The organism is Buttiauxella sp. JUb87 (genome assembly GCF_004361975.1).
In the GTDB taxonomy this organism is placed as follows: domain Bacteria; phylum Pseudomonadota; class Gammaproteobacteria; order Enterobacterales; family Enterobacteriaceae; genus Buttiauxella; species Buttiauxella ferragutiae.
In genome coordinates this window covers 446,399-464,851 of sequence record NZ_SNVY01000001.1, presented here as the reverse complement: position 1 = coordinate 464,851, position 18,453 = coordinate 446,399, and the positions used below count along the sequence as shown (strand labels likewise).

Here is an 18,453-nt window from a genome sequence, read left to right as displayed (position 1 = left end):
AACATCAAGTGAAGTACGGTTGTCGTTTCAGCCAGCCTGACAATGGTCGGATAGCATCATTCTGGAAGGTTATTTTTATAATTAACTGCCGGTGAATGACACCGGCAATGATACTTATTTAGAGCAGTAAACGCGTGCATCACGTGGGGTATAGATACCAAAGGTAATAAAGCCCAGGAAACCATCGGCAAACGTTTGTTGAACTTCAGTACGAACCACTTTATCGGCACCGCCACATACAGCCGCCGCATCAACAGTTTTGGTCTGGCCAATTCCGCTAACAAAGAAGTGATGTGTCGTTGTTTGCTGTGGTTTCTCAGCAATATCTTTGTTAATTGTGAAAGTCTGCTGTGCACAACCAGATAATGCCGCTGCTGCTACTACCGCTATCATTAACTTTTTCATAACAACCCTATTTTTTATGTGTGAACTTCGCGTAGTCTCGCATTGAAATATAGGGATTTACAGCCTTGCGATTAGCTGTATGAGAATTTACTTATATTCGTTTAACCACCGTTTAATATCTGTAAATCCAAACTTATCCATTATTACCTGGTCCGTTTCGGATACCGTTTGCACAAAACACAATATTTTACCCACATCTGGCTTTATTCAATTCAGGATCGACTGCTGCAACTTAAATATAGGTCGTACCTTTAATTGCCTTCCTTTTGCTGGAAACTGCCGCGAAGCCCCCTCAAATCTGCTAACATGCGCGCCAGACGCTGTCTGACAGCCCATTAATTGAGAGTATAACTGTGACATCTTTTTCTACCCTAAACGTTCTGCCAGCAGAACAACTCGCCAATCTCACCGAACTTGGTTACCACACCATGACGCCTGTTCAGGCGGCCGCATTACCCGCGATTCTGGCTGGGAAAGATGTCCGTGCACAGGCGAAAACTGGCAGTGGTAAAACGGCAGCATTCGGTCTGGGCTTGCTGCAACACATTGATGCCAGCCAGTTTATTACTCAATCGTTAGTGTTATGCCCAACTCGTGAACTCGCAGACCAGGTGGCGAAAGAGCTACGTCGTCTCGCGCGCTATATGCCAAATATCAAAGTGTTGACGCTTTGTGGTGGCCAGCCGTTTGGTGCGCAGCGCGACTCGCTGCAACACGCGCCTCATGTGATTGTGGCAACGCCAGGTCGTTTGCTCGATCACCTGAAAAAAGAGACCGTTAATTTAGATGCCCTGCAAACACTGGTACTGGATGAAGCTGACCGGATGTTGGATATGGGCTTTGCGGATGCAATTGACGAAGTCATCAGCCATGCGCCGCAAGACAGGCAAACGTTGCTGTTCTCCGCAACGTGGCCAACCGCCATTGCCGCTATCAGTTCTCGTGTGCAGCGCACGCCAGAAACTATCGAAATTGATTCAGTAGACGAATTGCCGTCTGTTGAGCAGCAGTTTTATGAAATCTCCCGCAGCGGCAAAATCAGCCTGTTGCAAAAATTACTCAGCAAGCATCAGCCTGCGTCTTGTGTCGTGTTCTGTAATACCAAAAAAGATTGCCAGGCCGTATGCGATGCGCTGACGGAAAGCAACCAAAGTGTGTTGGCGCTACACGGTGATATGGAACAGCGCGACCGCGATCAAACGCTGGTGCGTTTCGCCAATGGCAGCAGCCGCGTGCTGGTGGCGACCGATGTTGCCGCGCGTGGTCTGGATATCAAAGCACTGGAAATGGTCATTAACTACGAGTTGTCGTGGGACCCGGAAGTCCACGTGCACCGCATCGGGCGTACTGCTCGTGCAGGCGAAAGCGGCCTGGCGATTAGCCTGTGCGCTCCAGAAGAAGCACAGCGTGCCAGTGTGTTAGCTGAAATGCTGAATTTGTCTCTGAACTGGCAACCAGCCCCAACGGGCGGCAGCATTAAGCCGCTTGAAGCGACCATGACTACACTCTGCATCGATGGTGGCAAGAAAGCGAAAATGCGTCCGGGTGATATCCTCGGCGCATTGACCGGTGATATGGGGCTGGATGGTGCGGATATCGGTAAGATTGATGTTCATCCAATGCACGTTTATGTCGCGGTTCGTGAATCCGTTGCACGTCATGCCTGGAAGCAATTGCAGCAGGGTAAAATCAAAGGCAAATCCGTTAAAGTGCGTTTGCTGAAGTAAGTTTATAACCCTCTCCCCGCCGGATAAGCGCAGGGAGAGGGTAGCTATCACTCTTTCGCTACAGCGTCCAAAACCCGCACCAACTGAGTCACAAAACCGTATTCGTTATCGTACCAGGCCACAGTTTTCACTAACTGCAAATCACCGACCTCAGTCACTTCTGTTTGAGTCGCATCGAACACGGAACCAAAATGTGTCCCGACAATATCGGACGAAACAATCTCTTCGTCGGTATAACCAAACGACTCATTGCCCTCGGTGGCCTTTTTCAACGCTGCATTAATCTCTTCGACCGTGACCTTTTTCCCCAGAATCGACACCAGCTCCGTGACTGAACCAGTCAACGTTGGCACGCGTTGCGCGTGTCCTTTGAGTTTGCCTTGCAGTTCAGGGATAACCAGCCCAATGGCTTTTGCCGCACCGGTAGTATGGGGAATGATATTTTGCGCGGCGGCACGAGAAGCACGCAGATCTTTGCCTCGCGGGCCGTCAACCAGCGATTGCGTACCGGTATAGGCATGAATCGTGGTCATAGTGCCGAGTTTAATGCCAAAGTTGTCGTGCAGCGCTTTTGCCATTGGTGCCAGACAATTCGTAGTGCAGGAGGCGACGGAAAGTATTTTATCCTCAGGCGTGATGGTGTTGCAGTTAACGTTGAACACGATGGTTTTCATATCCCCCGCTGGGGCAGAAATTAACACTTTCTTCGCTCCAGCCTCCAGATGCGCACTGGCTTTTTCTTCCGAAGTATAGAAGCCAGTGCATTCAATCACTATCTCAACGCCATCTTTCCCCCATGGGATATTTTTGGCGTCTTTCTCGGCATACACCGCTATTTTATTGCCATTGACCACCAGAGAATCGTCGGTGAAATCTACGGTGCCGTCGAAGTTACGATAGCTGGAGTCATGCTTGAGCAAGTAAGCCAGCACCTTTGGCGACGTCAAATCATTGATAGCCACAATCTCAACTTCACTTTTGGTTTCCAGAACGCGGCGCAACACCAGTCGACCAATACGTCCAAAACCATTAATACCGATTTTTTTCATGACCAGAACCTCATGTCTAACTGTTGATGGCTGCTTAAATCTTAATCAACTGTAGTGATAGTTCAGAAATGAGGGGGTGGCAAACTCCCGCTGTTAGCGGAAATGTTAGGTCATTTTAGGTGATGTTAATGATTTTCTAAGTAATTGCCGTTATCCTGGCAAAATCATTGTCACAAAGCAGGGCAGTCAAATGCGTAGCAAATACACCGCGTTACAGATAACGCTTCATTGGTTGGTTTTTTTACTGGTCGTTGGGGCGTATTGCGCGATGGAACTCAAAGGTTTTGCACCTCGTTCTTATCGGCCAATCTTCAATGCCACTCACGTCACCTGCGGGATCAGCGTGTTCTTTTTGATGGTTGCGCGCCTGCTGGTAAGGATTAAATACCGTGCTCCCGCGATTATCCCTAAGCCGCACCCGGCAATTATCGGTGTGTCGCATTTGGTGCACACCATTATTTATTTGATGTTTATTACGCTGCCAATCCTCGGTTTTTTAACCGTGTACTTCAAAGGCAGTGACTGGTCGGTATTTGGCATTTCTATGCCACATGCGATGGAGCCTGATGAAGATATGGAATTCACCATCAAAAGCTATCACGAACTCATCGCCAATATTGGCTACTTCGTCATCGGCACTCATGCGTTTGCGGCACTTTTCCACCATTACGTATGGAAAGACAACACTTTGCTGCGCATGATGCCAGGCAAAAAAGAGTGAGTTTATTGGCGGGTGTCGCTTCAAACTGATGATTGGACAAAGACCACATCGAAATCATGGGGTCTTTGTTTTATCGTTAAGGGTATTCCGCGAAATCACGCTCTGATTCTGTTTGATTAACGTATTCAAAAGGCAGCAGCTTCATTATTTTCTCATCATAGTGCCATCCCTGCGCATCACGGTTGATGACGTGTCCGGGAACGAGACAACCATCTGTTACGCAACGCACCACCGCAAATTTACCATCTTCGAACGCAACTCTATGAATACAAACGGGAGGGGTCACGCGCAAACATCTTACTTCCAGAATAGAGCCTGCTATTCGTTTTTCCGTATGTCTTTTCATCTTACCCCCTTAAGTCCAAAGTCTGAGTTAAAAATCAAAGTGACATGGTGCCAGGCTTTGTAGCAGCCGATATTGAATCACCATCCATTTTAATTAGAACACCGGAATTTTCCGTGGTTCATTTTTTGTACATATAACGGACTTTGTCGAATAGAATTTACAGAGCAAGAGAAAGAAATGATTGCCTTCTTTTTAGGTAAACACAGGCAGGAGTTCGCGGCAAGCGCCGAAGAAGTGATGAGCCAATGCGCGCTGCATCGGTTAGCTGAAAAACTTGGGCTGAAAAACCAATAACACTTCTCAAGCCCGGTAATCATCGGGCTTCTTTTACTTATTAGTCATAGATCCATTTACCCGCGCGTGCCGACTCAGCCAGCATTTTGAGGGTTAACGGCTCGGGATCATCGTCATCCGCCCAGCAAGGACAAAATATAAAAATTATGGATGATTCTTCAGGCCAGTATCTCACGAAGTTAAACCCTGTCATGTCTACGCTAAATGTTTTAGCGTAGTTATCTATGATTTCCTCGCCAGTCTCCCACACCCAAACATAATCGCCGGTCGTCAGGCTGGTATCAATAGTGACAGGCCAACTGCGTTTTTTGAATAAACCTCTTGGCTCGTTGTAGTTCGAGTTATACCAAAGAATTATGTCATTATCCGTCACCATATCTTGTCATTACCCCTGGCTATGGTGTTGTACCTGCTTGTGGCTTTATAGGCTATCGCTGAAACATCAGCAGCGATAATGACAATCCCTAACACTGGAATCCACCGACCGACAAATGCACCAAGATTTCGGACGTAAGAGAATTTCATTCGTCGAACGCTTCCAAGTGTAAGCGTAGGCCAGTTATTCACCTTGGTTTTAAGGAGTTTTCGCAAACACATACTCAGCGGTGACGTTCCGGGCGTTGCGCCGATTGGTTTCCCCCGCGTAGGAATATCAGGTATTCCGAGAAGCATCCCTCCAATAGCGGCGTAATCTCTGACGCCTATCTGCTGTGCTGTTACATCAATGAATATAGAGAATAGAAGCTCATTAGCAGTAAGGTTGTAATGACCACGGTAAAAATAGGTTCCATTCAGCTCTTCAATCGTATCCATTTGAACCCTCATTTATTAGTAAAATACGTTAAATATTCCACTGATAACCATTATTATAAAAGGGTTAACCTGGGCGATTCGTGCCATAGATTATGTGAATTATTTTTTTGAGTTTATTGGTTTTTATGAATAACTAAAAAGATTGAGGAGGCGAATGTGCACACGAAGTTTTCCCGAACCTACCCGAAAAAAATGATATGTGTTTGATTGTATTAGCGTGTTTTTGCACGTGTTTTTGAGTGCGATTTAATCGATTTTGTTTTTAGTTAATTGATTTTAAAGGGATTTGTTTTTTTGGTGACGGGAGCGGGAATCGTATTTGCCCTTTTGTATAATAGATCCACCGCGTATTCATGGTTTCGAGTCAATTCCCTCTCCAATTTCAGGGGCATTTTAGGGGCAAAAACCATCTTAAAACTCGATTCGGGGCAGATTTAGGGGCATGTCAATGACTGTATATGTCCCCATATGTCCATTTAGTATAATCCCCATCTCACTGATAAATATAAAATAATCAAGTTTTTCAATTGGCTATAAATTAGTGTACAGTACTCCCCTATAGTATATTGAGGTCGCTATGCCACATTCACCTGAAGACAAAAAACGTATCCTGACTCGCGTGCGGCGGATTCGCGGTCAAACGGAAGCGATAGAGCGTGCGCTGGAAAATGGCGATCCTTGCATTGCTATCTTGCAACAAATCGCCGCCGTGCGCGGGGCCGCGAATGGCCTGATGGCCGAAATGATGGAAATCCATCTTAAAGACGAGCTGGTCGCGGGGGAGACATCCGAAGATCAGCGCGCTGTGCGCATGGCAGAAGTCGGCCATTTGATACGCTCTTATCTAAAATAACAGTTATATAAAAATCACTCTCACCTGACGACGGAAGAAGAATATGAAATCACGTGCTGCAGTTGCATTTGGCCCAGGCAAACCGCTTGAAATCGTTGAAATTGACGTAGCCCCGCCACAGAAAGGCGAAGTGCTGGTCAAAATTACCCATACTGGTGTTTGCCACACCGATGCGTTCACATTGTCGGGTGATGATCCTGAAGGTGTTTTCCCGGCGGTGCTGGGGCATGAAGGCGGCGGGATTGTGGTGGAAGTTGGTGAGGGCGTGACCAGCCTGAAACCTGGCGATCACGTTATTCCGTTGTACACCGCAGAATGTCGCGAATGTAAATTCTGTAAATCGGGTAAAACCAACCTTTGCCAGGCGGTTCGCGCCACCCAGGGTAAAGGTTTGATGCCAGATGGCACCACACGTTTCTCATACAATGGCGAGCCGATTTATCACTACATGGGTACCAGTACTTTCAGCGAATACACTGTGGTTGCGGAAATTTCACTGGCTAAGGTGAACGAACAAGCGCCACTGGATAAAGTTTGTCTGCTGGGTTGTGGCGTCACCACCGGTATCGGGGCGGTTCACAACACGGCGAAAGTAAAAGAGGGTGATACCGTCGCGGTGTTTGGCCTCGGCGGCATTGGGTTGGCGGTGATTCAGGGCGCGGTACAGGCAAAAGCGGGTCGCATTCTGGCTATCGACACCAACCCAGAAAAATTCAAACTGGCGACTGAAATGGGGGCGACCGATTGCATCAACCCTAAAGATCATCAAAAGCCGATTCAGGATGTCATCGTCGAGTTGACCGACGGCGGTGTGGACTTCAGCTTTGAATGTATCGGTAACGTGAATGTTATGCGTTCGGCACTAGAATGCTGCCATAAAGGCTGGGGCGAGAGCGTGATCATCGGCGTTGCAGGTGCCGGCCAGGAAATCAAAACCCGTCCGTTCCAGCTGGTTACCGGCCGTGTATGGCGTGGTTCAGCGTTTGGTGGCGTGAAAGGGCGTACACAATTGCCTGGCATGGTAGAGGATGCGATGGCTGGCAAAATCAACCTCGACCCGTTTATCACCCATCGCATGCCGCTTGAGCAAATCAACGAAGCATTCGATTTAATGCACGAAGGAAAATCGATTCGTACCGTTATCCATTTCGGCGATAAATAACCGCTAAATTGATCTCACCGATTCCCGGTTAATTTGCCGGCAGAATCGGTGAGATCAATACTTTCTAAAGTTGAAAGGTCCCGGCTCGTCGCTCTTTAACGTGATAATAATGCTCACGGAAATCAGCGGCAGATTCTTCGGCGGCTTGACGGATTTCATCGCTATCAGCCTGATGGCGCAGCAACATGTCAGCACTTTTGACGACCAAATACAGGTGACCATGAGTTTGCGCAGCCGTCTGGCCAGAGAACAAGGCCGCACCAATGACTAACAAAATCATCCCCAGTTTTGATCGTAACTGTTTAACCATCATCTTCAATCTCATTAACGTGACGGGCCCACTGTATAGATGATTTCATCTGGTGACTATTCAACTTTTAGAAATAAAACAAAAGAATTGTCAGCAGTGTAAAAGACCAGATTGTTAGCTTTTGGTTTACGATAGGTTGATTAAAGAGATGACATGCTACAACCCTTTTACCAGTGAAAAGGGCGCAGTCCAGGCATTATAAGGCAGAATTAATGAGCGACTGATTTTGAAAACAGGTTAATGACTAACACACCCAGAATGATCAGCGCCATACCTGCAAGAGCAGGCCAGTCGAGTTTCTGCCCCAAAAATATCCAGCCTACCGCACCAATCAACACGATCCCGGCCCCTGACCAAATCGCATAAATAATCCCGGTAGGGATGGTGCGCATAGTGATGGATAAACAATAAAACGCCACGCCATAAAACAAAATGGTGGTGATACTTGGCCATAAACGGCTAAAACCTTCTGATAGTTTCAGTGAGGTAGTTGCTATCACCTCGGCAATAATTGCCACAATGAGCCAGATGTAAGTCATGTCCGTTTCTCCCACAGGTATTCAGCCCGCCAATGTAAAGATCAAAGCCGTTTCTGGCAAGAACTGGCACCAGAAACCATTACTCATTTCAAATGTCCTGTAACAATTGTAAATGCCAGCTGAAAACACTGGTTTTGTTGTTTATGATACAACCTTTGTGATTGTAAATAAGTGCAATATTAGAGTTATCTCCTTTCTGAGTTTATCTTGTTACATTATGATACCGGTAACATATGAGGCTTTTTTGTGTCTGCATCAGCCCTCTTGTGGATGACAGTACACGGTTTCACATGACCTTTGGGGTAAAAAATGGATTGGTTTGTTGATTGCTTTTCAACCTATCTTTACGGGTTGAAAGTCATCGCTATTACTCTGGCGATATTGATGTTAATTAGCGGAATAGATGATTTATTTATCGATGTCGTATATTGGGTTCGCCGGGTATGGCGCTCAGCGACGGTTTACCGCAACAACGATTATCTGGACTATAAAGCCCTGTATGAGCCGCAAGAAAAGGCACTGGCAATTATGGTTCCCGCGTGGAATGAGACCGGGGTTATCGGTAACATGGCGAGATTGGCCGCCAGCTCGCTGGACTACGAAAACTATCATATTTTTGTCGGCACTTACCCTAATGACCCGGACACCCAACGCGATGTCGACGACGTTTGCGCGCGTTTTCCAAATGTCCATAAAGTGGTGTGTGCACGCCCTGGCCCAACCAGCAAAGCGGATTGCCTGAATAACATTCTCGACGCGATTTTGCAGTTTGAACGTAGCGCGCGTTTTAATTTCTCCGGCTTTATTCTGCACGATGCAGAAGACGTTATTTCTCCACTCGAATTACGCCTGTTCAATTATCTGGTCGATAGAAAAGATTTAATTCAGATCCCTGTTTATCCGTTTGAGCGCAAATGGACACATTTCACCAGCCTCAGTTATTTGGATGAATTTTCCGAACTGCACGGCAAAGATGTGCCTGTTCGTGAAGCTTTAGCGGGGCAGGTTCCGAGTGCAGGCGTAGGGACCTGTTTCAGTCGTCGAGCCGTGTTAGCACTGCTGGCAGACGGTGATGGTATTGCGTTTGACGTGCAGAGTTTGACCGAAGACTACGACATCGGTTTCCGCTTGCGTCAGAAGGGCATGGAAGAAATTTTCTGCCGCTTCCCGGTCGTGGATGAAAACGACAGCTCAGCAAAACCTTTCTTACAACGTTCGCGTACCGCCAACGTGATTTGTGTACGTGAATATTTCCCGGACACCTTTGCGACTGCGGTGCGGCAAAAATCGCGCTGGATCATCGGTATTGTCTTCCAGGGGTTTAAAACACACCGCTGGAGCCCAAGCCCGATTCTTAACTATTTCTTGTGGCGTGACCGCAAAGGGGCCATTGCCAACTTCCTCAGTTTTGCTGCGATGCTGGTGATGATGCAGCTGGTAGCGATCATGATTTATCAGCGTAGCGTTGATGGTGCGTGGCAATTTCTGTCGATCTTCGTGGGTGGCCCATGGCTGACAACCCTGCTGTGGATTAACTTCGGGTTGATGTCCAATCGCATACTCCAGCGCATGATTTTTGTCACCGGCTATTACGGAGTGGGGCAAGGTTTGCTGGTGATCCCGCGTCTGTTCTGGGGAAACCTGATTAACTTTGTCGCTAACTGGCGGGCGATTAAGCAGGTTATCCAGCACGGCGACCCGCGTCGCGTTGCCTGGGATAAAACTACCCACGATTTCCCGACGGTCAGCGAGCAACGTTCCGCTCAGCCTCTGGGTTACATCCTTGTGGATTCGGGAGTGCTTACCCAGCAGCAACTTGAAGAAGCACTGCAAAACCGTATTCCAGGTCTGAAACTGGGGGGTAGCCTGGTACAACTCGGCTATATCACCGCCGAACAACTTGCGGTCGCACTCGCAAAACAGGCTGATGTGCCGATGGAGTCAATAGACTCACTGGCACTGGATCCACAACTGGTCAACAGCATCCCGGCAAAAGTCGCTCAACACCATGCGGTGCTGCCATTGCGCCTTGAAGTTGAGACACTGACTCTGGCCTGCGAAAACACAATCGACCCGGTTTCGCTTTCGGCACTAAGCCGCAAAGTTGGCCGTCCGGTTAAATACGTGGTGGTGCCACGCGGACAGGTCGTGATTGGCTTGCGCTACTGGTACGGCTCAGAGCAATTGCTCAAAGAGAAACAGATACTGGAAAGTGCGGTGAGTGAAGATCTTATCAGCCGGGCACAGGCTGATGACCTCTGGAAGCAATATGTTTCCGGTCAACTTTTTTTTGCCGAAGTGCTCACCAACGAATTCAAGCTCAACGAAGCGGTTCTGCGTGCAGTGTTATTGCGCTATGAGCGTAGCGATTTGATGTTTGGGGAATTCCTGGTGCAAGAAGGTGTGGTCGACCCAAACGTGGTCAGTCGCGCACTGGAACAGCAAGATAAACTGCAACCGTCCCTCAGCAAACTGCTGCAAAATGCCGGTATCACTAAGTTACAACAGGCGCGCCTGGCTAGGGAGGTGTTATGAACATCCGCCTGAATCCGCTGGCCATGTTGATATGCGGTACATTACTCGCAACGCCTGCGCTCGCTGCAGAAGAAGGATCAAAACAAGACTTGGGCTTGAGCGATTACCGCTATTTCAAGGTTTACCCGCATATCGAGCGGGCGCATCAAGCCATGAAGGTTAACGATGAAACGCGCGCCTTGAGCAGTTTTGAACATGCGCATGAAATGGCGCCTGACAGTGTGCGTCTGACATTATGGTTGGCAGAGGCTTACCGTCATTTTGGTCACGAAAAGAAAGCGCAAGCTTTACTGAAACGTGAGCTCAAGACAAATCCGCAAAACCCTGATTTGCAGCAAGCCCTGGCGGCGATTCCGGTTGCCGAGCAGCAAGTGAAATCCCTCAGCCAATTGCAGGAGTTGCAGAAGAAATGCGATGCCGAGCCTACGGTGGATTGCCGCAGCAAAGTAGGGAATTATGCGGTCAAACTCAACCAGTTAGACATCGCTCGCGCCCAACTGTCTGACCCTCAATTCCGTCACACCAAAGCCGCGCAAGCGTTAACGGATAACTACATCCAGCGGGCGATCTTCAGGCATCAGTGGGCGGCCGCCGACCAGGGTTTTGCACTGTTGGATAGCGATGCCACCCTGAGCGAGGCGCAGTACCAGCAATGGTTTGCCATTTTACTGCATATGCAGCGCGACCAGCGGATCCTCGATTTGCAAAGTCAGGGTGTGATGAACAGCCCTGGTATGCAACTGGCGTATGCTCAATCGCTGGCTGAACGTAACGCGCTGGCACCACTGCGCCATTATCTCACCAGCCATAAGCCGGAGTTCACCAACCCTGCCGAAGAGCGTAACTGGCTACGGTTACTGGCAACCTACTGCCAGGACCCGGGTAACACGGTTGCCCATTGGCCGGTCAAATACCCAGAAAACCAACAGTATGTGTTGTCGACCTTGGTCCCCATCCGTATCCAACAAGGCGACTGGCAAGGAGCCAACGCGCTGCTCAGTAACTTCCCGGACGATCAGGGACTTGATCAGCGCCTGGCGTTAAGTTTTGCGCGAAAAGACACGCAAGCCAGCATGGAGTTGATCCGCAAAATTAGCCAAATGCGTAGTCTGTCCGCGCAGGAACTGGAAACCGCCAGCTACCAAATGGTGGCTATGGGGCAGGAGCAAGCAGCCACCGAATTGCTGTTGAACTACTGGCCGTTTGAGCAAGCCGGTAAGTTGCAGGATTCGCTCTCAACGCGCTTGTACAGCCAGCTTGCGGCGCATCCGCAGTGGTTGTCTGAGGAAAATAAAGCGCGGTTGCAAAAACCGTTACCGACAGCCACGCAGCGCATGGCTCAGGCTCGCGTGTTCCAGGGCGCAGAAAACTGCCCGATTGTGCGTAATTTATTAGGCGATTTATCGCCACAATATGACGCGGAAAGCTGGTCACATCTGGCGCAATGTTATCCATTCCAGCCAGGTCTTGCTCTGCATGCCGCGCAACAAGCGGCAGCTCGCGATCCGTCACCTTACTACCAACGGCAAGTGGCTTATCTGGCGTATACCGCGGAAGATTATCAGTTAGCCCAGGCCAGTTGGGCGCGCGTTCCCGCATCAGAAAGACCGAACCTGAAAACTGACTCAGCACCAGAAATGGATGATGCGGCGCGTGGCTTTGCGCTACTGACGCAAGGCAAACATTCTGAAGCCCGCGATGCGCTGGAAAAAGCCCGCGCTTCTCAACCCGACTCGCCCGAAATCCTGCGCCAATTGGTGTATCTCAACGAGCGACTGGACGATAAACCCAAAACTCGCGAGTACAGCGAGCGGGTAGTCGATGACATAGATAACACTCTCACACCACAGCAAACGCTCAACGAACAGCAGAAAAAAGACCGCTTTGAGTTCCGCCGCATCCACGAAGACAGCGAACGCCGCTGGACTTTTACCTGGGACGGTTCATTCGGTTTAACGCCTGACTCGCTGAACAGTTCGGGCAGCAACAGCGGCGTACAGCCGAATAAAAGCTACCGTAGCTATCAGCAGTTTGAGGCGGAGTACCGCATCGGTAAAAACCAAATTGTCGACGGTGACCAGCTCTCGGTTTACAGCCGTCTGTTCGCGGGCAGCAGCACTGAAAGCGACCATAACTTCATGCCGCTGTATGAGCCGATGTTAGGGATCGGCGTGCGCTGGAAACCGCTGCGTGACCAGGTTATCTACCTGGCGGCTGAACAGCAGATCCCGTTAGATAAGGCGCATGGCGAAAGTGACCTGATGCTGCGCGCGAGTGCGTCGTTCTTCAACGGCGGTAAATACAGTGATGACTGGCATCCCACCGGTAATGGCTGGATGGCACAAAACCTGTATCTTGATGCGGCACATTACGTGAAAGCGGATTATCAGCTTTACACCGCGGATTACCGAATGAGCTGGCATCAGAAAATCAATCAACACCAAACCATTGAGCCTTACTGGCACGCGCAGTACAACGCCAACACGGGCGACCCATACCAGGACAATACGCTGGGTGGCGTTGGGGTGCGGTTAAATACGTGGTTTGGACAAACGCATTACGACGCGTTCCCGCATAAAGCGAGCGTCGGGCTGGAATACCAGAGAGTATTTTCCGGCCACAATCGCGATACCAATTCCAAAAATAATCTGTTCCTGACGCTGGGAGTGCGCTGGTAATGAAGAAAATACTTCTGACAACAACGCTACTGCTGGTAGTGCCTTTTGCCAGTGCGATGAATGCCGTGATGTATCAGCCGCAACTGCGCGATACCACCGTTTCCGACGCGCAGTGGCAAAGCGTATTGAGCAAACTTAAAGGGCAGGGAATTGATACCCTGGTCTTGCAATGGAGCCGTTACGACGATGCTTTCACGGGCGGGGAGTCTCGCGCCTGGCTTGAGCGTAAAGCACAACTCACCACCGCAAGCGGCCTAAAACTGGTGATTGGTCTGGCAGCTGATGGGCAGTTTTTCGAACGCCAAAAACAGCCAATGCCCGCACTGGAAAACTATCTCAACCATTTGCGCGCCAACGACGTTGCCGTGGCAAAACGCTGGGTTGAAGTACTGGGTGAGCAGGCGATTTCTGGCTGGTATATCAGCAGTGAACTCGATGACCGACGCTGGCGCACCCCGCAAATGCAGCAAGTTGCGGAAAACTGGATGAACAACACGCGTTTGTCGTTGGCCGCTGTCGCGGATAAACCGGTTGCGGTCAGTAGCTTCTTTGCCGGAAACATGACGCCGGACTCATACCGTAAATGGATAACCACCCTGAACCATAGCGGTGTGAAAGTGTGGATGCAGGACGGTGCGGGAACGCAAGTGCTGACGGAAACTGAGCGGGCGTTGTATCTGCAAGCGCCATCTGCCGGAAAGGTCATAGAGCTATTCCGCCAGGATAAGCAGGCCGAAACCTTTGAAGCGCAACCCGCTCCGGCGGCGTATCAGCAGAAATTGTTGTCGACCCCTGTCCCGCAGGGGCAGGACCGGATCTTCTTCTCATTGCGTTATATGAGTGCGGCCAACGGGGTGTTGGCCAAATAGCTTTGGTTTTGTCGGGTGGATAAACGCTAGCGTCATCCACCGCTATTCCGGTCAGGACTTAAACCCCGCCGCGGTCATCAGCAGCCGGAAACCCATCCCCACGGCGGCCAGTGCCAAAACACTGCCGCCCCATAACGCCACCATCCACAACAAACGAACTCCAGTCTGTTTCATCAGTGATACCCCTCGCCATACGGCACTTTTCCGCGGAAAACGTAATAACTCCAGAAGGTGTAAACCAAAATTATCGGGATAATAAACAGTGCGCCGACCAGCATAAAACCCTGGCTTTGCGGCGGGGCGGCGGCCTGCCACAAGGTAATGGATGGCGGGATCAGATACGGCCAAATACTGATCCCTAGTCCGCTAAAGCCGAGGAAAATTAGCCCTAACGTCAGCAAAAACGGTGTGCTGTGCCAGCTATTTTCTCGACTGACCGAGAGCCATAACCAGGCGCTGCACGCTACCACCAGCAGTGGAACCGGCAACAGGAACCAGAAATTCGGCAGGCTAAACCAGCGGGTGGAAATTTGCGGGTGCGCAAGCGGCGTCCAGATACTGATAACGGCGATGACCGCCAGCATGACCATCAACAGCGGCTTGATGATGTTACGCATGGTTTTTAGTAGCGGGTCTGCGCTTTTCATCACCAGCCAACTGGCGCCAAGCAGCGCATACGCCACCACCAAACCAAGGCCGCAGAACAGATTAAACAGCGTGATCCAGTCAAGCTGGCTGCCGCTAAAAGTGCGTCCTGTCACCGGGAAACCTGAAATCACCGCGCCGACTACCACACCCTGGCAATAGGTTGCCAGGATCGAACCACCAATAAACGCTTTATCCCAGAATGGACGGTGCGCTGGCGTGGCTTTAAAGCGGAATTCAAACGCTACACCGCGAAAAATCAGCCCGATTAGCATCAACGACAGCGGGATGGTTAACGCATCAACAATCACCGCATAAGCCAGAGGGAAAGCACCAAACAGTGCCGCCCCCCCTAACACCAGCCAGGTTTCGTTGCCATCCCAGACAGGGGCAACACTGTTGACCATCACATCACGGTCTTGTGCACCGCGAACAAACGGGAAAAGGATGCCAATGCCGAGATCAAACCCATCCATCACGATGTACATCAGGGTGGAAAAGACAATAATCACAAACCAAATAACTGACAGATCGATGCCCATTAACGTGGCTCCTCCAGTGAATCGGTGACCGCCGATAGCGGGCGAGAAGGCGTGCCGTGCGCGGAGGGCGTATCGTCATCAAATGGCTGCGGGCCTTTCTTGATAAGCCTGACCATATAGCTATAACCCACGCCAAACACCGACATATACACCACAAAGAAGGTCAGCAGGCTGATACTCATCTGCAAATTCCCGTGTGCCGAAACGGCATCTTTGGTGCGCAGCAAGCCATACACCACCCACGGTTGGCGACCCACTTCAGTCGTCACCCAGCCTGCCAGAATCGCGATAAGCCCCGATGGCCCCATCCACAACATAAAGCGCAGGAACGGGCGGCTTTCGTATAACCGGTGGCGATAGCGCAACCACAAACTGAACACGCCTGCCAGAATCATCAGCATGCCCAGCCCCGCCATAATGCGGAATGACCAGAACACCATGGTGGAATTTGGCCGATCTTCTTTCGGGAACTCTTTTAGCGCCGGAACCTGTTTGTCCAGGCTATGGGTGAGGATCAGGCTGCCGAGCGCCGGGATCTCCAGCCCGTAACGCGTGCGCTCTTGTTCCATATCCGGCCAGCCAAACAGCAGCAGCGGGGTTGGTTCGCCGGGTACGTTTTCCCAATGCCCCTCAATGGCGGCAATTTTCGCCGGTTGGTGCTTCAGGGTATTCAGGCCGTGCATATCCCCAATCATCGCTTGCAGTGGCGCGACGATTAACGCCATCCATAACGCCATTGAAAACATGGTTTTAATCGCCGGAGTTTTGTTGCCCCGCAGCAAATGCCAGGCCGCTGATGCCCCAACAAAAAACGCGCTGCTAAGAAAAGCGGCCACGGACATATGCAGCAAGCGGTAAGGGAATGACGGATTAAACACCACGGCAAACCAGTCAACAGGCACCACTTGCCCGTTATGAATTTCAAAACCTTGCGGTGTCTGCATCCAACTATTGGACGCGAGGATCCAGAAGGTGGACATCAAAGTGCCCAGCGCCACCATGCAGGTCGCAAAGAAATGCAGCCCAGGCCCGACGCGCTTCCAGCCAAACAGCATCACGCCCAGGAACCCTGCCTCAAGGAAAAATGCGGTCAGCACTTCATAGGTCAACAATGGCCCGGTGATACTGCCTGCAAACTGCGAAAAACCGCTCCAGTTGGTGCCGAACTGATAGGCCATCACCAGCCCGGACACCACGCCCATGCCGAAGTTAACCGCGAATATCTTTGACCAAAAATCGTAAAGCGAACGAAAAACCGGGTTTTTAGATTTGAGCCACAACCCTTCAAGCACTGCCAGATAACTGGCCAGCCCAATGGTGATGGCGGGGAAAATAATGTGGAAGGAGACAGTAAAAGCAAACTGAATCCTCGCCAGATGAAAAGCGTCTAAACCAAACATGCGCAACCTCATAGCACAGTAACTTCGACGCTATGTTAGAGGGTTACCCTGGTGGGAATAAGAAACAGAACAACGTTTTTTGCCTATAACAGTTGTGAAATTTAGCGTATTTTTAGCTATCTGATATAGGCGGCAAGCACAGGTTAATCATGAAAAAATACCAGCAACTTGCGCAGCAAATCATTGACCAGATTGCACTCGGGGCGTGGTTGCCAGGGGACAAGCTTCCTTCGCTACGTGAGCAGGTGACGATGAGTGGTATGAGCTTCATGACCGTCAGCCATGCTTATCAAACCCTGGAAAGCCAGGGTTTGATTGTTGCCAGGCCGCAGTCGGGTTATTACGTCGCTTCTCGCCCTGCAGCGCGGAGCACGCTTGCACCCGTGAAAGTCATGCGTGATGAAGCGGTGGATATCAATACCTACATTTTTGATGTGTTGCAGGCCAGTTGCGACGCATCGGTAGTGCCATTCGGTTCGGCATTCCCAGATCCGCGTCTGTTTCCGCTACAACAACTTAACCGCTCACTGGCCACTGTCAGCAAAACCGCCACTGCCATGAGCGTGATTGAAAACTTGCCACCGGGTAACGAAGCCTTGCGGCACGCCATTGCCAGGCGTTATGCGCAGCAGGGAATGCAGGTATCGCCAGAGGAGATTGTGATAACCGCTGGTGCGCTTGAAGCGCTCAATCTCAGCCTGCAAGCAGTCACTGAGCCGGGGGATTGGGTGATTGTTGAAAACCCGTGTTTTTATGGCGCGTTACAGGCGCTGGAACGCTTGCGCTTAAAGGCTCTGTCGGTGGCAACTGACCCGCAAAAAGGCATTGATCTCATCGCACTGAAACAGGCGCTTAACGACTATCCGGTGAAAGCATGTTGGTTAATGACCAATAGTCAGAATCCGCTAGGCGTGACGTTGTCACCGGATAAGAAGCTGCAACTGGTGGAATTGTTACAACAGCATAATGTCACGCTTATCGAAGATGATGTTTACAGCGAGCTGTATTCTGGACGCGATCGTCCGTTACCGGCCAGGGCGTATGACGAGCAAGGCATCACGCTGCACTGTTCATCATTTTCGAAATGCCTGGTCGCGGGGTTTCGCATCGGTTGGGTGGCGGCAGGCAAACATGCGCGGCGTATTCAGCAACTGCAATTAATGAGCACACTTTCCACCAGTTCGCCGATGCAACTGGCGCTGGTTGATTATCTGGCGACCAAACGTTACGACACCCATTTACGCAAACTGCGGCGCATTTTGGCTGAGCGTAAACAGCAAACCTTGCAGGCGCTGCATCAGTATTTCCCAGTTGAGGTGAAAATTCACCATAGCGAAAGCGGCTATTTCCTGTGGGTAGAATTACCCGATTATATGGATGCCAGCGTGTTGAGTGAGCAAGCTATTGCCCACAAAATCAGCATTGCACCGGGCAAAATGTTTACCACTGGCGGTGCATGGCATAATTATTTTCGTCTTAATGCTTCGTGGGTGTTAGGTGAGCGTGAACAACACGCGGTGATCACCCTGGCTGATTTAATTCGCCAACAAATTAAGGAGTGAACA

At 50.2% G+C, this 18,453-nt stretch carries 18 protein-coding genes; 8 read left to right on the top strand and 10 right to left on the bottom strand.

Going from position 1 to position 18,453, the window contains the following annotated elements; all coding sequences use genetic code 11:
* Positions 1 to 114: 114 nt before the first annotated feature.
* Positions 115 to 405 (bottom strand): Bor family protein, encoded by a 291-nt coding sequence (locus tag EC843_RS02075; RefSeq protein WP_064546488.1) that lies wholly within the window; start codon positions 403 to 405, stop codon positions 115 to 117.
* A 353-nt stretch (positions 406 to 758) separates the two neighbouring features.
* Between EC843_RS02075 and dbpA the strand changes: the two genes are divergently transcribed.
* Positions 759 to 2,132 (top strand): ATP-dependent RNA helicase DbpA, encoded by a 1,374-nt coding sequence (gene dbpA / locus EC843_RS02070; RefSeq protein ID WP_064546489.1) that lies wholly within the window; start codon positions 759 to 761, stop codon positions 2,130 to 2,132.
* 47 nt (positions 2,133 to 2,179) lie between these two features.
* Here the strand turns inward: dbpA and gap are convergent, their stop codons facing one another.
* Positions 2,180 to 3,181: a type I glyceraldehyde-3-phosphate dehydrogenase gene (gene gap / locus EC843_RS02065; RefSeq protein WP_133521514.1), complete on the bottom strand. Its 1,002-nt coding sequence runs from the start codon at positions 3,179 to 3,181 to the stop codon at positions 2,180 to 2,182.
* A 190-nt stretch (positions 3,182 to 3,371) separates the two neighbouring features.
* Here gap and cybB point away from each other — a divergent pair, with 190 nt between their 5' ends.
* A complete protein-coding gene (gene cybB, locus EC843_RS02060; protein WP_064546492.1) occupies positions 3,372 to 3,902 on the top strand; it encodes a cytochrome b561 in 531 nt (176 codons plus the stop codon).
* Positions 3,903 to 3,978: 76 nt separating this feature from the next.
* Here cybB and EC843_RS02055 read toward each other — a convergent pair whose 3' ends face one another.
* From EC843_RS02055 to EC843_RS02045, 3 genes are all read right to left on the bottom strand, one after another.
* Entirely contained in the window at positions 3,979 to 4,248 is a 270-nt protein-coding gene (locus EC843_RS02055; protein WP_064546494.1) for a hypothetical protein, read from the bottom strand.
* A 334-nt stretch (positions 4,249 to 4,582) separates the two neighbouring features.
* Positions 4,583 to 4,918 (bottom strand): DUF1493 family protein, encoded by a 336-nt coding sequence (locus EC843_RS02050; RefSeq protein WP_064546495.1) that lies wholly within the window; start codon positions 4,916 to 4,918, stop codon positions 4,583 to 4,585.
* Complete coding sequence (locus tag EC843_RS02045; protein WP_133521513.1) at positions 4,912 to 5,355, bottom strand: STM2901 family protein; 444 nt, start codon at positions 5,353 to 5,355, stop codon at positions 4,912 to 4,914. The genes EC843_RS02050 and EC843_RS02045 overlap by 7 nt, the downstream gene beginning before the upstream one ends.
* 577 nt (positions 5,356 to 5,932) lie before the next feature.
* On the opposite strand from EC843_RS02045, the gene EC843_RS02040 reads away from it, so the two are divergent.
* Positions 5,933 to 6,208, top strand: coding sequence for a metal/formaldehyde-sensitive transcriptional repressor (locus tag EC843_RS02040; RefSeq protein WP_133521512.1), 276 nt, complete (start codon positions 5,933 to 5,935; stop codon positions 6,206 to 6,208).
* A 43-nt stretch (positions 6,209 to 6,251) separates the two neighbouring features.
* On the top strand, positions 6,252 to 7,370 hold the full coding sequence (locus EC843_RS02035) for an S-(hydroxymethyl)glutathione dehydrogenase/class III alcohol dehydrogenase (RefSeq protein ID WP_064546502.1): 1,119 nt from the start codon (positions 6,252 to 6,254) through the stop codon (positions 7,368 to 7,370).
* Between the two features lie 64 nt (positions 7,371 to 7,434).
* On the opposite strand, the gene EC843_RS02030 is transcribed toward EC843_RS02035, so the two are convergent.
* Together EC843_RS02030 and EC843_RS02025 are read right to left on the bottom strand one after the other, a co-directional pair.
* The gene (locus EC843_RS02030; protein ID WP_083963370.1) at positions 7,435 to 7,683 is read right to left on the bottom strand and encodes a DUF2554 family protein; all 249 of its coding nucleotides are present in this window, start codon (positions 7,681 to 7,683) and stop codon (positions 7,435 to 7,437) included.
* A 206-nt stretch (positions 7,684 to 7,889) separates the two neighbouring features.
* Positions 7,890 to 8,219 carry an SMR family transporter gene (locus EC843_RS02025; RefSeq protein ID WP_121813534.1) on the bottom strand — a complete coding sequence of 110 codons (330 nt, stop codon included), beginning with the start codon at positions 8,217 to 8,219 and terminating at the stop codon, positions 7,890 to 7,892.
* Between the two features lie 309 nt (positions 8,220 to 8,528).
* Between EC843_RS02025 and nrfB the strand changes: the two genes are divergently transcribed.
* From nrfB to EC843_RS02005, 3 genes are read left to right on the top strand one after another with little or no spacing between them, the layout of a single operon-like run.
* Positions 8,529 to 10,754: a cyclic di-3',5'-guanylate-activated glycosyltransferase NrfB gene (gene nrfB, locus EC843_RS02020; protein ID WP_133521511.1), complete on the top strand. Its 2,226-nt coding sequence runs from the start codon at positions 8,529 to 8,531 to the stop codon at positions 10,752 to 10,754.
* Complete coding sequence (locus tag EC843_RS24715) at positions 10,751 to 13,432, top strand: tetratricopeptide repeat protein (RefSeq protein ID WP_243739110.1); 2,682 nt, start codon at positions 10,751 to 10,753, stop codon at positions 13,430 to 13,432. Before nrfB ends, EC843_RS24715 begins: the two co-directional genes overlap by 4 nt.
* Positions 13,432 to 14,301, top strand: coding sequence for a DUF4434 domain-containing protein (locus tag EC843_RS02005; protein ID WP_133521510.1), 870 nt, complete (start codon positions 13,432 to 13,434; stop codon positions 14,299 to 14,301). Before EC843_RS24715 ends, EC843_RS02005 begins: the two co-directional genes overlap by 1 nt.
* 51 nt (positions 14,302 to 14,352) lie before the next feature.
* Here EC843_RS02005 and EC843_RS02000 read toward each other — a convergent pair whose 3' ends face one another.
* From EC843_RS02000 to EC843_RS01990, 3 genes are read right to left on the bottom strand one after another with little or no spacing between them, the layout of a single operon-like run.
* Positions 14,353 to 14,475, bottom strand: coding sequence for a DUF2474 domain-containing protein (locus EC843_RS02000; protein WP_064546514.1), 123 nt, complete (start codon positions 14,473 to 14,475; stop codon positions 14,353 to 14,355).
* Positions 14,475 to 15,488 carry a cytochrome d ubiquinol oxidase subunit II gene (gene cydB / locus EC843_RS01995; RefSeq protein WP_133521509.1) on the bottom strand — a complete coding sequence of 338 codons (1,014 nt, stop codon included), beginning with the start codon at positions 15,486 to 15,488 and terminating at the stop codon, positions 14,475 to 14,477. The genes EC843_RS02000 and cydB overlap by 1 nt, the downstream gene beginning before the upstream one ends.
* Positions 15,488 to 16,888: a cytochrome ubiquinol oxidase subunit I gene (locus EC843_RS01990; RefSeq protein WP_133521508.1), complete on the bottom strand. Its 1,401-nt coding sequence runs from the start codon at positions 16,886 to 16,888 to the stop codon at positions 15,488 to 15,490. The genes cydB and EC843_RS01990 overlap by 1 nt, the downstream gene beginning before the upstream one ends.
* A gap of 149 nt (positions 16,889 to 17,037) precedes the next feature.
* On the opposite strand from EC843_RS01990, the gene EC843_RS01985 reads away from it, so the two are divergent.
* Positions 17,038 to 18,450 carry a PLP-dependent aminotransferase family protein gene (locus tag EC843_RS01985; RefSeq protein WP_133521507.1) on the top strand — a complete coding sequence of 471 codons (1,413 nt, stop codon included), beginning with the start codon at positions 17,038 to 17,040 and terminating at the stop codon, positions 18,448 to 18,450.
* The last annotated feature ends 3 nt before the right edge of the window (positions 18,451 to 18,453 follow it).

Bases quoted from the DNA above. Each gene is read 5' to 3' on its own strand.
- EC843_RS02075 (WP_064546488.1), bottom strand. From the start codon at position 405: ATGAAAAAGTTAATGATAGCGGTAGTAGCAGCAGCGGCATTATCTGGT.
- gap (WP_133521514.1), bottom strand. From the start codon at position 3,181: ATGAAAAAAATCGGTATTAATGGTTTTGGACGTATTGGTCGACTGGTG.
- cybB (WP_064546492.1), top strand. From the start codon at position 3,372: ATGCGTAGCAAATACACCGCGTTACAGATAACGCTTCATTGGTTGGTT.
- EC843_RS02055 (WP_064546494.1), bottom strand. From the start codon at position 4,248: ATGAAAAGACATACGGAAAAACGAATAGCAGGCTCTATTCTGGAAGTA.
- EC843_RS02050 (WP_064546495.1), bottom strand. From the start codon at position 4,918: ATGGTGACGGATAATGACATAATTCTTTGGTATAACTCGAACTACAAC.
- EC843_RS02045 (WP_133521513.1), bottom strand. From the start codon at position 5,355: ATGGATACGATTGAAGAGCTGAATGGAACCTATTTTTACCGTGGTCAT.
- EC843_RS02040 (WP_133521512.1), top strand. From the start codon at position 5,933: ATGCCACATTCACCTGAAGACAAAAAACGTATCCTGACTCGCGTGCGG.
- EC843_RS02035 (WP_064546502.1), top strand. From the start codon at position 6,252: ATGAAATCACGTGCTGCAGTTGCATTTGGCCCAGGCAAACCGCTTGAA.
- EC843_RS02030 (WP_083963370.1), bottom strand. From the start codon at position 7,683: ATGATGGTTAAACAGTTACGATCAAAACTGGGGATGATTTTGTTAGTC.
- EC843_RS02025 (WP_121813534.1), bottom strand. From the start codon at position 8,219: ATGACTTACATCTGGCTCATTGTGGCAATTATTGCCGAGGTGATAGCA.
- nrfB (WP_133521511.1), top strand. From the start codon at position 8,529: ATGGATTGGTTTGTTGATTGCTTTTCAACCTATCTTTACGGGTTGAAA.
- EC843_RS24715 (WP_243739110.1), top strand. From the start codon at position 10,751: ATGAACATCCGCCTGAATCCGCTGGCCATGTTGATATGCGGTACATTA.
- EC843_RS02005 (WP_133521510.1), top strand. From the start codon at position 13,432: ATGAAGAAAATACTTCTGACAACAACGCTACTGCTGGTAGTGCCTTTT.
- EC843_RS02000 (WP_064546514.1), bottom strand. From the start codon at position 14,475: ATGAAACAGACTGGAGTTCGTTTGTTGTGGATGGTGGCGTTATGGGGC.
- cydB (WP_133521509.1), bottom strand. From the start codon at position 15,488: ATGGGCATCGATCTGTCAGTTATTTGGTTTGTGATTATTGTCTTTTCC.
- EC843_RS01990 (WP_133521508.1), bottom strand. From the start codon at position 16,888: ATGTTTGGTTTAGACGCTTTTCATCTGGCGAGGATTCAGTTTGCTTTT.
- EC843_RS01985 (WP_133521507.1), top strand. From the start codon at position 17,038: ATGAAAAAATACCAGCAACTTGCGCAGCAAATCATTGACCAGATTGCA.